This is a genomic window from Oceanivirga salmonicida, assembly GCF_001517915.1.
GTDB classification, from domain to species: Bacteria; Fusobacteriota; Fusobacteriia; order Fusobacteriales; family Leptotrichiaceae; genus Oceanivirga; species Oceanivirga salmonicida.
In genome coordinates this window covers 1-15,217 of record NZ_LOQI01000038.1, presented here as the reverse complement: position 1 = coordinate 15,217, position 15,217 = coordinate 1, and the positions used below count along the sequence as shown (strand labels likewise).

The 15,217-nt window shown below is 23.6% G+C and carries 15 protein-coding genes; all 15 read right to left on the bottom strand.

All coding sequences use genetic code 11. The features are described 5' to 3' along the window. Nucleotide 1 precedes the first annotated feature (1 nt). On the bottom strand, nucleotides 2–1,240 hold the full coding sequence (gene dnaX / locus AWT72_RS05420; protein ID WP_067142000.1) for a DNA polymerase III subunit gamma/tau: 1,239 nt from the start codon (nucleotides 1,238–1,240) through the stop codon (nucleotides 2–4). Between the two features lie 8 nt (nucleotides 1,241–1,248). Further along, entirely contained in the window at nucleotides 1,249–2,193 is a 945-nt protein-coding gene (locus tag AWT72_RS05415; protein WP_067141997.1) for a CBASS cGAMP-activated phospholipase, read from the bottom strand. A gap of 215 nt (nucleotides 2,194–2,408) precedes the next feature. After that, nucleotides 2,409–2,945 (bottom strand): Fic family protein, encoded by a 537-nt coding sequence (locus tag AWT72_RS05410; RefSeq protein ID WP_067141994.1) that lies wholly within the window; start codon nucleotides 2,943–2,945, stop codon nucleotides 2,409–2,411. Between the two features lie 49 nt (nucleotides 2,946–2,994). Beyond that, a complete protein-coding gene (murJ, locus tag AWT72_RS05405; RefSeq protein ID WP_067141991.1) occupies nucleotides 2,995–4,458 on the bottom strand; it encodes a murein biosynthesis integral membrane protein MurJ in 1,464 nt (487 codons plus the stop codon). Beyond that, nucleotides 4,451–5,152, bottom strand: coding sequence for a segregation and condensation protein A (locus tag AWT72_RS05400; protein ID WP_067141988.1), 702 nt, complete (start codon nucleotides 5,150–5,152; stop codon nucleotides 4,451–4,453). The genes murJ and AWT72_RS05400 overlap by 8 nt, the downstream gene beginning before the upstream one ends. Next, a complete protein-coding gene (ribF, locus tag AWT72_RS05395) occupies nucleotides 5,133–5,996 on the bottom strand; it encodes a riboflavin biosynthesis protein RibF (protein ID WP_067141984.1) in 864 nt (287 codons plus the stop codon). The genes AWT72_RS05400 and ribF overlap by 20 nt, the downstream gene beginning before the upstream one ends. A gap of 40 nt (nucleotides 5,997–6,036) precedes the next feature. After that, entirely contained in the window at nucleotides 6,037–6,735 is a 699-nt protein-coding gene (locus AWT72_RS05390; RefSeq protein ID WP_067141981.1) for a YwaF family protein, read from the bottom strand. A gap of 83 nt (nucleotides 6,736–6,818) precedes the next feature. Beyond that, nucleotides 6,819–7,406 carry a Holliday junction branch migration protein RuvA gene (gene ruvA / locus AWT72_RS05385; protein WP_067141978.1) on the bottom strand — a complete coding sequence of 196 codons (588 nt, stop codon included), beginning with the start codon at nucleotides 7,404–7,406 and terminating at the stop codon, nucleotides 6,819–6,821. Then, nucleotides 7,372–8,115 carry a glutamate racemase gene (gene murI, locus AWT72_RS05380; protein WP_067141975.1) on the bottom strand — a complete coding sequence of 248 codons (744 nt, stop codon included), beginning with the start codon at nucleotides 8,113–8,115 and terminating at the stop codon, nucleotides 7,372–7,374. The genes ruvA and murI overlap by 35 nt, the downstream gene beginning before the upstream one ends. Nucleotide 8,116: 1 nt before the next feature. Next, nucleotides 8,117–8,917 (bottom strand): Cof-type HAD-IIB family hydrolase, encoded by an 801-nt coding sequence (locus AWT72_RS05375; RefSeq protein WP_067141972.1) that lies wholly within the window; start codon nucleotides 8,915–8,917, stop codon nucleotides 8,117–8,119. Next, on the bottom strand, nucleotides 8,917–9,741 hold the full coding sequence (locus AWT72_RS05370) for a DNA polymerase III delta subunit-related protein (protein ID WP_067141969.1): 825 nt from the start codon (nucleotides 9,739–9,741) through the stop codon (nucleotides 8,917–8,919). Before AWT72_RS05370 ends, AWT72_RS05375 begins: the two co-directional genes overlap by 1 nt. Beyond that, on the bottom strand, nucleotides 9,741–10,772 hold the full coding sequence (locus AWT72_RS05365; RefSeq protein ID WP_067141967.1) for a rod shape-determining protein: 1,032 nt from the start codon (nucleotides 10,770–10,772) through the stop codon (nucleotides 9,741–9,743). Before AWT72_RS05365 ends, AWT72_RS05370 begins: the two co-directional genes overlap by 1 nt. A gap of 1 nt (nucleotide 10,773) precedes the next feature. Further along, on the bottom strand, nucleotides 10,774–12,162 hold the full coding sequence (gene cysS / locus AWT72_RS05360) for a cysteine--tRNA ligase (protein ID WP_067141964.1): 1,389 nt from the start codon (nucleotides 12,160–12,162) through the stop codon (nucleotides 10,774–10,776). 8 nt (nucleotides 12,163–12,170) lie between these two features. Then, nucleotides 12,171–14,507, bottom strand: coding sequence for an endonuclease MutS2 (locus tag AWT72_RS05355; protein WP_067141961.1), 2,337 nt, complete (start codon nucleotides 14,505–14,507; stop codon nucleotides 12,171–12,173). A 162-nt stretch (nucleotides 14,508–14,669) separates the two neighbouring features. Beyond that, nucleotides 14,670–15,179 (bottom strand): YfbM family protein, encoded by a 510-nt coding sequence (locus AWT72_RS05350; protein WP_197407616.1) that lies wholly within the window; start codon nucleotides 15,177–15,179, stop codon nucleotides 14,670–14,672. Nucleotides 15,180–15,217 lie beyond the last annotated feature (38 nt).

Genomic DNA, 15,217 nt, shown 5'->3' with positions numbered 1-15,217 from the left:
ATCAACTTATTTCATTTTCTATAACTGCTCTTGCTTCACTTCTATTATTTTTTTGCTTTAAATATATTTTATAATCCTCTGACTTTATAAATTCAAAATTTAGCAATACATTATTATAAAAAACTTGCTTATTATTTAATAAATACTCTAAAAAATCAGCATATTCAAAATCTATTTTAGTTTCAATATTATTACTTTTTTTAGTTTCTTTAACTTCACTAATTTTAACTGTACTAACTTTATCTAATAACTCATATACTATTATATATGATACTATACGCATATCTTCTTCATTTTTAAAATTATTAACAGTATTATATATATTGGTAATAGTTCGTATAGTATATTCTAAATCATTTTCATTATTTCTTAAATAATCACAAAAATCTTTTAAAAATACATCTATTGGTATACCATTTCTATAAATATCGTTTATAAAATCAATAATTTCTTTTTTTTCTTTTTCCTTTAACAATTTATTAAAATTTTCAAAATATACTTTTTCAATTACTCCCAATGCTCTTGCAGTTTTGACATAATCAATTTCTTCGTTATAATATGAACTAATTACTTGTTCTAATAAAGATAATGAATCTCTTGCACTACCACCAGATTTTTTAAATATTAATTCTAGACTTTCTTCATCCATAACTACATTTTCTTTATTTAAAGAATTTAAAAGCATATCTTTTATTTCTTGATTAGATAATGTTCCAAAATTATAGCATATACACCTAGAAATAATTGTATCTGGTAATTTATGTATTTCAGTAGTTGCTAAAATAAACATAGCATGTTCTGGTGGTTCTTCTAATGTTTTTAATAAAGCATTAAATGCTTCATTAGTTAACATATGCACCTCATCTATTATATATACTTTTTTTCTTGAATTTACAGGTTGATAATTTATATTTTCTTTTAAAATTCTTATTTCATCTATACCCCTATTAGATGCAGCATCTATCTCAATAATGTCCATATTAGAACCATTAGTTATACTAACACAATTATTACATTCTAAACATGGATTAGCACTTATTCCATTTGTAAGACAGTTTACTCCCCTTGCTATTATTCTAGCAACAGTCGTTTTTCCCGTACCACGTGGTCCATTAAATAAATATGCATGTGCAATTTTATTTTCATTTAATGCATTTATTATTGATTTTTTTATGTGTTCTTGACCATAAACTTCTTCAAAGTTTTTAGGTCTATATTTTCTATATAATGTTACTCCCATTGTTTCTCCTATATTTTAAAGATTTTTTTAACAAATCTTTGAATAAAATTATATTTTACTTCTTGTTTTATCAATGATTTTTTATTATCAAATTCCAAAAATTTTCTAATATCTTCTCTATAATTTTCAAATATATCATCAGCATTATATAAAATACTATTTGGTATATCTGTCATATTCATAACTTCATTTAATTCAAAATCTATTCTTAAATATCTATTATTTAATATTCTATTTAACATTGTATCATTAGCATATACACTACTATCTATCATAATCTTACTTATATCTTTAACCCAAGTTAGTATACCCCAATTTTTAGTATTAGTTACATCAAATTTAATCATATTTCTACCTGTTCCTATTGATAATATTTTTATTTCTTCAATATTCTTATTAAATGATTTTTCAGATAATGCTTCCGATAATGCTAAGATACTTGGATTATTTGCCCAAAAACAGCCATCTGCATAATATTTATTACCAATTTTTACTGGATCAAAATATGTTGGTGCTGAACTTGAACAAAGTACCGCTTCTTTTAAACTAATTTTAGTTTCTTTCCAAGATTTAAAAATTTTTGGTTTTTTATCTGTTATATCAGTAGATGCTATTATAAGATTAGTTTTTAAATTTTCAAAACTATTATTTCCATATTTTTCATTTATTAAATTTTTTAAATTTTCATTAGTATAAATGCTTGAAAATACACCTATATTAAAATTTTTCTTTTGGAATATTCTATGTTTTTCATATTTATATAGATTTACTATTTCATCTAACTCTAAACCAAGTCCTATTCCGCCAGATATTAATGCACCTGTACTCGTTCCAACTATAAGGTCAAAATATTCATGTATTTTTATATCAAATTCTTCTTCAATTTTTTTTAGCATGTATGCTGAAAAATAACCTCTTGCTCCACCACCATCTAAACATAGTATTTTGAACATTTAAACCTCCTATTTTTTAAATTCCCTTATTCATATTATAGCAAAGAAATGACTTTTTTTAAAGAAAATAAAAAGAGTAATTTTACTTTGTAAGTTTACTCTTTAAATAAATAGAAAATTAATAATCACAATAGTTCTATTATAAGTGTAATTATTGTAAGAAAATTTATTCTTTATCTAATAATTTCTTTATTTTATATTTTCACAAATTCTCCTTATAATTTTATACCATCTATACAATTACCATATAGAAATTGTTTTATTTCATCCATATTATTTGTTTCATAATATTTTATTATTTTACTTCTAAATTCTTGTAAACATTCAACAGGTATAGATAAAATTCCAGCTCCATTTTGTATTAAAATTTGATTTGCTATTAATGTTGCAACTCTTTTATTTCCATCAGAAAATATTTGAGTTCTCATTAGATACAGCATCATAGTTAATGCTTTGTCTGTAGCATTCTCAATTTTATTTATTATATCTAAATTTTCATCTATTTCATCTTTATTAGGCATATTAGGCTTCCAATTTGTTCCGCCCATACTTACAGGAAATATTCTTATTTCTCCTGGATTTAATATTAAATTATAATTTGCAATTTCTCTATGAACTTGTGATATATATTTAAAATCTATAGGTGCATATTCAACATTATCAATAACAAAATACCAAGCATTTTTTAAATTAACAATAGTATTTATGTCATTTAATTTCATTCCTTCAACTGATAAAACTTCAAATATCATTTCTGTTTGTCAGATATTTTCATTTCAAATTTATTTTTCATACTAACACCTAATCAAACATTTCTAATCTATTCTTATAATAAGGATAAACCCAAATTATTGCATATATTATCATGAATACTAATATTTTTAGAATAATGTTTGAAAAATTATTTGATACATATATGCATATTGCTGAAGCAATTATGACTTTTAGTAAAAATGTTATATGTTTTATCACTTTAAAATCAATATATTGTTTTTTTATAGATACAAATAATATTAAATAATTTATTGATGCAGATATTACTGTTGCTGTTGTTAAACCAATATGCGCATATTTTTGATATAAAATATATGCTAATGTAATATTTATTCCTATTGCAATAAATGAAGCTATTACAGGTAATACTCTATTCTTATTTGCATAGTGTACTCTTGCTAAAATATGATTAGTTGAGAAAAATACTAAACCTAAGGCATAACATTTTAATATTTCACTTGTCATTATTACATTTTGTGTTTTAAATTTACCATATGCAAATAATAGACTTACTATTTCTCTTGAGTAGAAAAATAGTCCAAACACGCAAGGTATAATTAAAAATGCTAATAAGTTAACTCCCCTTACAAACATTCTTTCAGTTTTTTGGCTATCTTTTTTTACTATTGCTTCTACCAAATGAGGGTATATTACAGTTGATAATGATATTGCAAATACACCTATTGGTAATAAATATAGTCTACTAGCATAATTAATTGCACTAATAGTTCCTATTTTTAAATGTGATGCAAAATTGGTATTTACTATTTCATTAACTTGATACGCGAATAACCCTATAAGTGTTGGTATCATTAATTTAAAAAATGATTTTACATATTCATCTTTATAGTTAAAGTTAAATTTTACTTTTTTAATTATTTTAAAAAATGTTGGTAATTGTATTCCAAGTTGTATAAATCCTGAAATTAGAAAAGTAATTGATAAACCATATATACCTATAGTTCTTTTTGAAATAATTAAACCAGTTATTAATGTAAAATTAAATGCAACACCAACTAAGGCAGATATAAAGAATTTTTTATAACTATTAAGATATGCTGCCACAATACCTGATAGTGATATAAACACAACATAAAATGACATTACTTTAAGCATAGAATTTGCCATTTCTAATCTTTGTGGGTCTTTAAAACCAATTAAATATAATAAAATTGATTTAGAAAAAATCATAGTTGTCAAAGCAACAATCACACTAAAATTAAATAATAAGGTCATTATTGTATGTACAAATTCATTTGCTCTTTGCACACCTTCTTTTTCTTTTTTTTCAGCGTATAAAGGAATTAAAACTGTTCCCATTGAACCATCACTTAATAAGGTTGTGAAAAAATTTGATATTCTACTACTAGCAAAATAGGCGTCAGTATATGCATTACTTCCAAAAAAAGTAGCCATTAAAACTTCTCTTAAAAGTCCTAATAATCTACTAATCATATTAATAATCATAACTAATATTCCTGATTTAAACATTTGAGTTTTTCTCCTTTATAATATAAAATTCATCATTATCTAGTAATATATCTATCTTATTTTCTTTATAACTTTCAAGTATAGCCATAAAAAAACTAACTATTCTTGCTCTACTATATTTTCCTTTTAATAAGGAACTAAAACTTATTTTTTCATTGACACCAAAAAAATCAATTTCTTCTAATGCATCTTCTACACTAAATTCTTCTTCTAATTCTAATTTAATAGCATTTCTATTAGGCATATCTAATCTACTAAATATATTATTAATAGCATTTTGCAAACTTTCTATTGATAATATAGAATTATCATGCTCAATTATTTCACTTGCAAAATCCTTATTACCTTTCTTTCTATAAGTTCTAAAATATTCATTTTCAGATTTTGAAAATTCTTCAGATAACTCTTTGAATATTTTGTATTCCATAAGTCTTTTTTCTAAATCTTCTTCTTTTTTATTTTTTATATCTGCTCTTAGTATAGAAAAAGCTTTTATCTCTAGAAGTAATGATGCCATTTGTAAAAATTCTACTTTTAATTTAAATTTATCTTCACCTTGATTATTTATAATTTCAATATAGTCATCTATTATTTTACTTATACTTATCTCTCTTATATTCATTTTTTTACTTTCGACTAAGTATAATAGTAAGTCAAGAGGACCTTCAAAATCATTAATTACTATATTTAACATTTTCAATTCTCCATTTATTAGTATCTATATTTATTTGTTTTTTCAAATCTTCTATTGTAGAAAACTTTACTTCATTTCTAATTTTAGTACACAGTCTAACTTTAATTTTTTTATCATAAATATTATCTTTAAAATCCAATATATGTGTTTCTATGTTAAGTTCATTATTATCAGATATAGTTGGATTAGTACCAATATTTGTAATGCTTAAAAATTCTTTTTCATATCCTTCAATTTTAGTATATGAACCATATACACCATTAGGAATTCTAATTTTATTTTCAGTTATTTTTATATTTGCAGTAGGAAAACCTATTAATCTCCCTAATTGTCTACCTTTTACTACAATTCCCCTATATTCTAAATTTCTACCTAATAATTTACTTGCATTATAAATATCGCCTATATAAAGTAATTCTCTTATTTTACTACTTGAAACTAATTCATTTTCTAGCCTAAATTCAGGAAAGACTATTGTCTCAATCAAGTCTTTTAAAATTTCTACATTTCCTTCTTTCATATATGCAAATTTATAATTATAACCACAAAATACTACTTTGGCATTTAATTCTTTTTTTAATATTTTCTCTACAAATTCTTTTGCAGTATACATTTTTACCCTATCAAAATCATCAATTATAACTTCATCAACACCTAAATTATATATTAATTCTTTCCTTTGATTTATTGTTGTTAAAAATTCTTTATTTTTTGATAAAGTTGAAAATGTGTATACTATAGGTCTTAAATTATTCTTTCTAGCATATTCTACTGCACTACTAATTAAATTTTGATGCCCTATATGCACTCCATCAAAATTGCCTAATATTACTAAATTTTTCATAGTTGCTCTCCTATTTATAGTAAAATAGTTAGGACAAAACCTAACCTATTATTTTTTCTTCTATTTCGTCATTATCTGAATACATAAATGGTATATATGTAATTAGCATTGATAACATAAATAATGCTGTAAGTAAAATTGCGTATAAATTTAGCGGTTTTATAAATGAAACTGCTGGTAATATATAATCATTTAGGAACATATAATTTGTTCCTATAGTATTGTTTAATAATCTTATCAATATACTAATTATTAAATACACTCCTAATGATAATTTTAATCCTTTTTTAGTTACTCTCGCATCTAAATGTATTAATGCATATAGTACTGCTATTATTTCTAGCATATGTGTACCTATAAATATATACACATAAGTTTTAGTATATAAATAATCTAAACCAGGTAATATAACTGCTAATATTGCACCTGTATAGTAAAAATATACCAAATTAAATATAATATTTTTCTTAGTTATTAGATATATTCCTGCCAATATGACTGCTATATTACATAAATGTAATGGCCAAACGTCTTTTATATGATGTTTTTCAAAGTATACTCTATAAAATATATCAAATGATTTTAAAATTATTATAAAATAACCTATGCATTTAGTATATATAGTTTTTTCTAAATCTCTTATAAAAAATGGTAATCCTATAATTATTACTCCCACTATAAAGTAAAGTATTAAAGCATTTATATGTGATAATTCAAAGTATGTAAATTTATATAACATATTCTCTCCTAATCTTTTTATTTAATATTATATATTTTATATGAACCTTTGTAAAGCACATTAAATATTCTAACAATTCTAATTTATTTTTTGTTACTGATTTTCTTTAAAATTTCTTTCATAAGTATACCACTATTATTAATTGTTTTAATTTCATCATCACTAATATAATCTTCAATTTTTATTTTATTATAACCTAATGATTCTAATGCTAATTTCAATTCATTCTTAATTATATGAACTTCAAATCCTAATGTATCTACTTCAAAATCATTTAATTTATCTTTTAGTTCAATGATTAATTTTTGTGCTTTTTTAACACCTAAACCAGGTACTTTTGATAGTATCTTGTATTCATCTGACTTAACTATACCTGCTATTTCTGAAGGTGTAAATACTGATAGTATAGATAATGCAATTTTAGGTCCTACACCGCTAACTGAAATTGTTTTAACAAATATATCTCTTTCATCTTTTGTTTTAAAACCATACAATCTTATGTCATCCTCTTTAACATTAGTGTAAATATATAATTTTTCTTTTTCATTTATATTAACTAACTTCTCATGAGTTTTGAAAGGTATATATATTAAATAACCTAAGCCCATTATATCAATGCATACGTATTCTAAATTTTTAACAGTTAGTATTCCATTTATGTACTCGTACATCTATATTCTCCTTTCCAAGAATATTTTTTAATTGTATTTTAAAATATTCTAATTCTCCTGAGGTATAAAATATATCTTGTTGTTCTTTATAAGTAGTTTCAAAATTTATAGTATTGGCTAAATAAATTGCAGGATCTATTAAATTAATATTAGGATATACTTTCTTAATTTTTTCATTAAGTAATGGAAAATGAGTACATGCCAATAATATATCAGTTTTTTCAACTAAATCAGCACTTATATATTCTTTTATAATTTCTTCTACACCATTTTTGTTAACTCTTTCAGCATATTCAACTAATTTAGGTGCTGCAATTTGGTATTTTACCTTATCTAATAATCTATTTTTATATATATTAGACCTAACGGTCGCATTAGTTCCTATTACAGTTATATTATTACTTTTAATCTGTTCACAAACAGAATCAATAATACCATAAAAATTTATATCACTATATTCTTTTTTCAAAATATCATAAGCAATGGCAGTTGCAGTATTACATGCAATTACTATATCTTTTATATTCTTACTCAACATAAATTCAGTAATATTCTTTGAATATTTTATTATTTCATCATTTGTTTTTTTTCCATATGGGAAGTTCCCTAAGTCTCCAAAATAAATAAATTGATTATTTGGATATTTTTTCTTTAATTCTTTTAAAACTGTCAACCCACCTACACCTGAGTCAAAAATTCCTATTGCCATATTAATCAACTCCAAAAATTTCTTTTAGCTTTTCTTGCATACCATTTTCAGTATTGGGCTTTATAACTTCTATATCGTGTAATATTTCTCTTAATTCGTATGAAGCATTTCCCATTAAATATGCTTTTTTTACTAATCTTAACATTTCTAAATCATTAAATCCATCTCCAAAAGCAACTGCATTATTAAAATCTAAATTTAATCTCTTTATTGCATTGGCTTTATTTATTCCATTAGGAAATATTTCTAAACAAGTGGGCAATGTAAATGCATAATTTGCTTCATTCCCTATTATGGCTTTAACTTCCTCTAATAATGTTTTTAATTTATCATTAGGACCTACAAAAAATATTTTTATTATATTTTTTAAATTAAGATTATTCATATTTTTAATATTATAATTCCATTCATCACTAGTCCAATTTAAAATAGGGTGATTTTCTGGGTATTTTTCAATACATACCCAATCATCATCTTCAATAAAATTCATATATATTTCATCAGAATATTTTTTAAAGTCTATTTCAATTAAATTTTCAATTATATCCTTGTTCAATAAAACTTTAAATAAAAATTCTCCATTTTTTGTTATTATTTCTGCCCCATTTGATGTAATTATATCTATTTCAAAATCTAATTTATCTTTTATTCTTCTTGCGTCAATATAGTTTCTACCAGTTGCTAAAATAATTTCTACACCTTTATCATTTAATCTTTTTAATAAAGATATAGAATCGTCACTTATATCATGGTTAGCATCTAATAAAGTTCCATCTAAATCACTAATTAGTGTTTTATACATTATACCTCCTCTAATATTATGCATAAATACATATATATTATTGCTCTAACATTAGTATTATTTTTTATACTATTTTTCAAATTTACTAATATTTCATATACTTTTTTACTAACTTTAAAACTAACTAATAAAGTTAATTTATTTAATAACTCTAATGTTATTTCCCTATCATTTGATATTTTATCAATTATATTTTGTATAAAAGTCATTTTATTTTTACTACTTTCAAATTTAACTTCCATTATTAAATATTTTAAAGCAAATTTAAATTTTAAAAAAGTATATATATTTTTATCAGTTTTGTAATATTGTTCTATTGCTTCCAAAGTATCATCAAAATTATTAATTTCATAATTTGAAATTTCTATATCACTACTCTCATATTCATTAATGTATTCAATATTTCCATCAAAAATTTCATATATATAATTATTAATAGTTGAAGTTTTAGGTTTTATATATTTTTTTATACATCTTGATAAAATAGTATCTAGTATACTATCTTTATTATTTGATAACAGCAAAAATATGGTATCTCTTGGCGGTTCTTCTATGATTTTTAGTAAAGAATTACTTGCCTCATTTCTAATACCATTTAAGTTTAATATAAATACTTTAAGACCTTTATATGAACTTTCTATTGCTTTTTCTACTATTTCACGACAATCAGATATTTTTATGTTTTCAAGATATATAACATCTTGTTCAACATATTCAATTTCTTTATTTTTAAATATATCTATTGTATATTCATATGCATATTTTTTCAAATCTATTCTTGCATCTGAATATAGTAATATAGTTGTATTATTCATTTTTTCCATTAATTTTCTTTCATTTGTAATGTATGCAATAACTTTTTATTATCAAATGCATATCCTCCACCTAATACCACAGAATCTAGTGGATTTTTTGATAGAAATACTTTTACTTTAACTTGTTCTTCTAATAAAGTTGTGAAATTCTGAATAAGTGAACCTCCACCAGTCATAACTATACCATTATCTAATATGTCTGCGGCTAATTCAGGTGGACATTTTTCCAATACTTCTTTAGTAGCACTAACAATTTTAAATAATGAATTTTTTATTGCTTCATAAACTTCATTTTCATTTATTTCTACACTAGCAGGCGAACCAATAGTTAAATTTAAACCTTTTACTTCCATAATTTTAGGGTCTTTAACTACGATGGCTGTTCCTAATGTTTTTTTAATTCTTTCTGCTGCTCTTTCTCCTATTAAAAGATTATACTTATTTTTTATATATTTTATTATATCATCATCAAAAGTATTTCCAGCTATTTTTAGTGATTTAGATGATATTACTTCATTAAGTGATAAAATAGCCACATCAGTAGATCCACCACCTATATCAACTACCATGTTTCCACTTGGTTTAGTTATATCAATTCCAGAACCTATTATCGCTGCTCTACCTTCCTCAATTATATATATTTTTTTAGCCCCATATACTGCATCAAATAATGCTTTTCTTTCAACAGAACTTACTTCTAATGGAACACATATCATAACTTCTGGCTTGAATAGTCCATATCCATATATTTTCTTGATAAAATGATTTAGCATCTGTTGAGTTACATCTAAATCTGCAATTACTCCTTCTTTTAATGGTTTTATGGCTAAGATACTATCAGGAGTTTTCCCAAGCATTTGTCTTGCTTCTGTTCCAACTGCTATAACTTTTTTAGTCTTTTTGTCTAGTGCCACAACTGACGGTTCATTTAGAACTATCTTTTTTCTTTGTTTGTCGTATATAAGAATATTAGCAGTCCCTAAATCAATAGATATACTCTTTTTTACTCTCAATATTCTTAAAAATTTAAAAATTCCCATTTTACCCCTTCTTCTTATCATTTATATTTATATTTAATTTATTTAATTCATCTCTAATATAATCAGATAATTCATAATTTTTAGTTTCTCTTAGTTTATCTCTTACATTAAGCAATATTTCAACAATTTTTTCAGTATTATCATCTACTTCTTTTTCTAACATTTTTACTCCCAATATTTCTTCTAAATATTTTTTTATAGTTATGGCCATTAAATTATAGTTTAGTCCACTATCTTTATTTAATAATTTATTCGTTTTATTTATTGCAATAGATATTGTTGATAATGCCTTTGGTGTATTTAAATCATCTTCTAATGCATTAATAAATTCTTTTTCAAATTCTTTGATAATATTAGATAATTCATTATCATTTTCTATATCTATACAATGATTATCTCCTTTATATTCACTAAATTTAATTAAATTTTTATTTATATTATTTAAAGTTTTTTTAGAATTTTCTAATTCATCTATACTAAAATTTTGGCTTTTTCTATAATGACTTGTAAGTATAAAATATCTTATAACATTTCCATCAAATTTTTCCAATGCTTCTCTTAGTAACATAAAATTACCAGTAGATTTACTCATTTTTTCTGAATTTAATGTTACATATGCATTATGTAACCAATATTTCACAAAAAAACTTTTTTCATTCATTTCACAAATTGATTGTGCTCTTTCATTTTCATGGTGTGGAAATATTAAATCTTGACCACCAGCATGTATATCTATATTATCTCCTAAGTATTTTTTTATCATAGCACTGCATTCTATATGCCAACCTGGCCTTCCATGTCCAAAAGGCGACTCATAGTATGGCTCATTTTCTTTTTGAGCTTTCCACAGTACGAAATCAAATACATTTTCTTTATTATTATCAACTTCTATTCTAACACCAGAATTTAACTCATCTAATTTTTGATTTGATAATTTCCCATAATCTTTAAATTTAGAAATTGAGAATAAAACGTCTTTATCTTTTTGATAAGCATAACCATTATCTATTAATTTTTGTATCATTTGTATGATTTCATTCATATTATCTGTTACTTTAGGCCTAATTATATCATCTAATAAATTAAGTTTAGACGTATCTTCCATAAATGCATTTATATATTTAGTAGTTACTTTTTCTATACTTATACTATCTTCATTGGCTTTTTTTATTATTTTATCATCTATATCAGTAAAATTTTGAACATACTTTACATTGTAGCCAGTATATTTCAAATATCTTGCCAATACATCAAAAACTACTATTGGTCTTGTATTCCCTATATGTATATAGTTATATACAGTAGGTCCACATACATACATTTTTACCATATTCTTATCTATTGGTATAAATTCTTCCAATTTATTCGTTAATGTATTATATAATTTCATATTTCCCCCTATTTAAGTGATACTATGGTACAACCATGCCCACCCTCATTTTGTGGTGCATCTTTAAATTCTAAAACATAAGGTGAAGTATTTAAATACTCTCTTATTTTTTGTCTTAATACCATAGTTCCTTTTCCATGAACTATATATACTAATGTATAACCAGATAAAGTAGCACTATCTAAAAATGTCTCTATCTCATGTATTGCATCATTTGCAAATTTACCCCTTACATCTAGCTGAGCCTTAGATTCAGTTCTACTAAAACTTGTATAACCTTTGTTAGTATTATTTTGTTTTTTTATTTTTTTTGCTTCACTTATAGGAACCAATAGTTTTAAAATACCTGCTTGTACCTGTAAAGAAGCCTTATTTTCAATAATTTTTAATATTTTAGCATTTCTATTAAGTGAGCTTACAAAAATTTCATCTCCAACCTTAAAATCAATATCATTGCTTGTGATTTTTTTCTTTTTATTAACTTTTTTCTTATCCTCTATTATAGAATTATATAGCATATTAATATTTCTTTGTATATTTTTTGCACTTTCCTTATTTGCATCTTCTATATTTATTTTATCAACTAATGCCTTGGCCTTAGCCTGCATATTTTTAATATATTCATCTGCTTTACTTATGCTATCAGAAATTATTTTTTCCTTTTCATTTTCTATTTCAATTAATTTTGCATTATATTCTTCTTTTAAATTATTTAGATTTAATTTTAAATTTTCAACTTCTAAATTTTGCTTTTCTAATAAATCATTTTTTTCTTTTATTGCAAGCAACATTTTTTCTACTTTTTTATTATCTTCACTTATATATGACTTAGCATTTTCAATAATTTCATCGTTTATACCATAATTTTTAGCAATTATTAGTGCATTACTTTCGCCAGGTATACCCTCTATAAGTTTATATGTTGGTTTTAATGTTTTAATATCAAATTCCATAGATGCACTTTTTATATTTTGATTTTCAAATGCATGTGCCTTAACTTCACTATAATGTGTTGTTATAATTCCATAACATTTCATTGAAGTTAAATAGTCTATTATAGCCATTGCAAATGCAGAACCCTCAGTAGGATCTGTTCCTGAACCTAACTCATCTAATAATACTAAACTTTTAGAAGTACAAGTATCAATAACATGTGCTATTGAACTTACATGTGATGAAAATGATGATAAATTTTGCTCTATACTTTGCTCATCGCCTATATCAGCTAAAACTCTATCAAACATTCCTATCTCAGACTTCTCATGAGCAGGTATTGCTAACCCAGACAAAGCCATTAAAGTAAGTAAACCTGCAACCTTTAAAGTAACTGTTTTACCCCCAGTATTTGGTCCTGTAATTAACATTAATCTTTCATTATCACTTAAACTAAAATTAAGTGCTACAACTTCTTCTTTTTTTAATAATGGGTGTCTAGCGTCTTTTAAATAAAGTAAAGGTTTATTAGAAATCTTTGGAATATTACAATCATATTTCAAACTAAACATTACTTTTGCATTTAAAAAATCTAATTTTTGATTAATTGCAAAAACATTTTCTAATATATCTTTATTATTTCTTAAGTATTCACTTACCCTAATTAAAATTCTTCTTATTTCTTCTCTTTCTTTTGATTCATATTCTCTTATCTTATTATTAAGAGATACAATAGTTAAAGGTTCTATATATACTGAATTTCCTGCTCTTGATCTATCATGTTCTATACCTTTTATTAAACCCTTAAAATCAGTTTTAACATTAATAACATATCTATCATTTCTTGTAGTTATTATTTTTTCTGCGATTGCATTAGATAAGTTAGTATCATTAAAAATATTTTCAATTTTGTCTTTAATATTTAAGTTTATAACTTTTTTTTGTTTTCTAATATCTCTTATTGCTAAATTAGCATCATCTTTTATTTCACCTTTATCATCAATAACCTCGTCTATGATTTGTTCTAATTCCTTAGTTTCTATATCATTTGAAAATATGTTCCATATTTTTTTATATTTATCTCTACATACTTTTGCTCTACTCTTAGACTTTCTGTATAATGCTAAGGTGATTTTAATATTTAAAATATCATCTACTTCTAAGTATGAACCCAAAACTTCTAATGATTTTAATTGTCTAGAAATATCTTTTATTTCTTGTACATCAAAACCAGTATCATACTTATAGAAATCTATTAATTCTTCTAAACATGATAATTCGTATTCTAACTCTTCTTTTTTCTTATATATATTAAGATCAATGAACTTTTCCTTAGTTTTAGTAAGATAAGAAAAATCAACTAATTCATTTTTTATTTTATAATATTCTAATATATCTTCATAACTTTTCATTTCACACCCCATTACCTGTGAATTATACCATAATACCACTTATTTTTCAAAAAAAAATTACCTTAAATCTTTTAAAATTTAAGGTATTTTATATATTTATTATTTTTCTATTCTTTTAATTAGAAAATCGTTGATTCAATAACATAAGTTTAGTTGTATTTTTTATTGGTCTACTGTGAATAATACATATCTATTTTCCTTGGCAGCAAGTCTCCAAAATTTTTTTGAATATTCAAACCATTCCCATGTATATTGAAAATCTTCTTCAGATAAAAATTCAGAATAATCTTCATCATCTAAAGGAATTTTATCATAACCTTTTCTTAATTCAAGTTTTGAAATTTCTTCAATTGCTTTTGCAATGTCTTTAACTTGTGCGGGTGTCTTTAAAATCATAATATAATCATCTTGTTGATAAAGACTTTCTCCACCAAGTATAACATGATTTAATGGATATTCTCCATTATTATATGCATACCTTCCATCTGTTAAACTTCTGTGTAAACCATCCCAAGATTTATCTAATTCAGAAACTCTTGTTGGAAATTTTTCAAAATATGTTTCCTCTATATCTTCTTGTAAATAATTTAATCTTTCTATATCATTTTTACATAATTTAATTTTATTTACCTCTTCTTCATTTAAAGAAAATAAGACAGCTCTACAACTCATAAAAATTCCTCCTTTTATATTATGGTACTGTAAAGTAT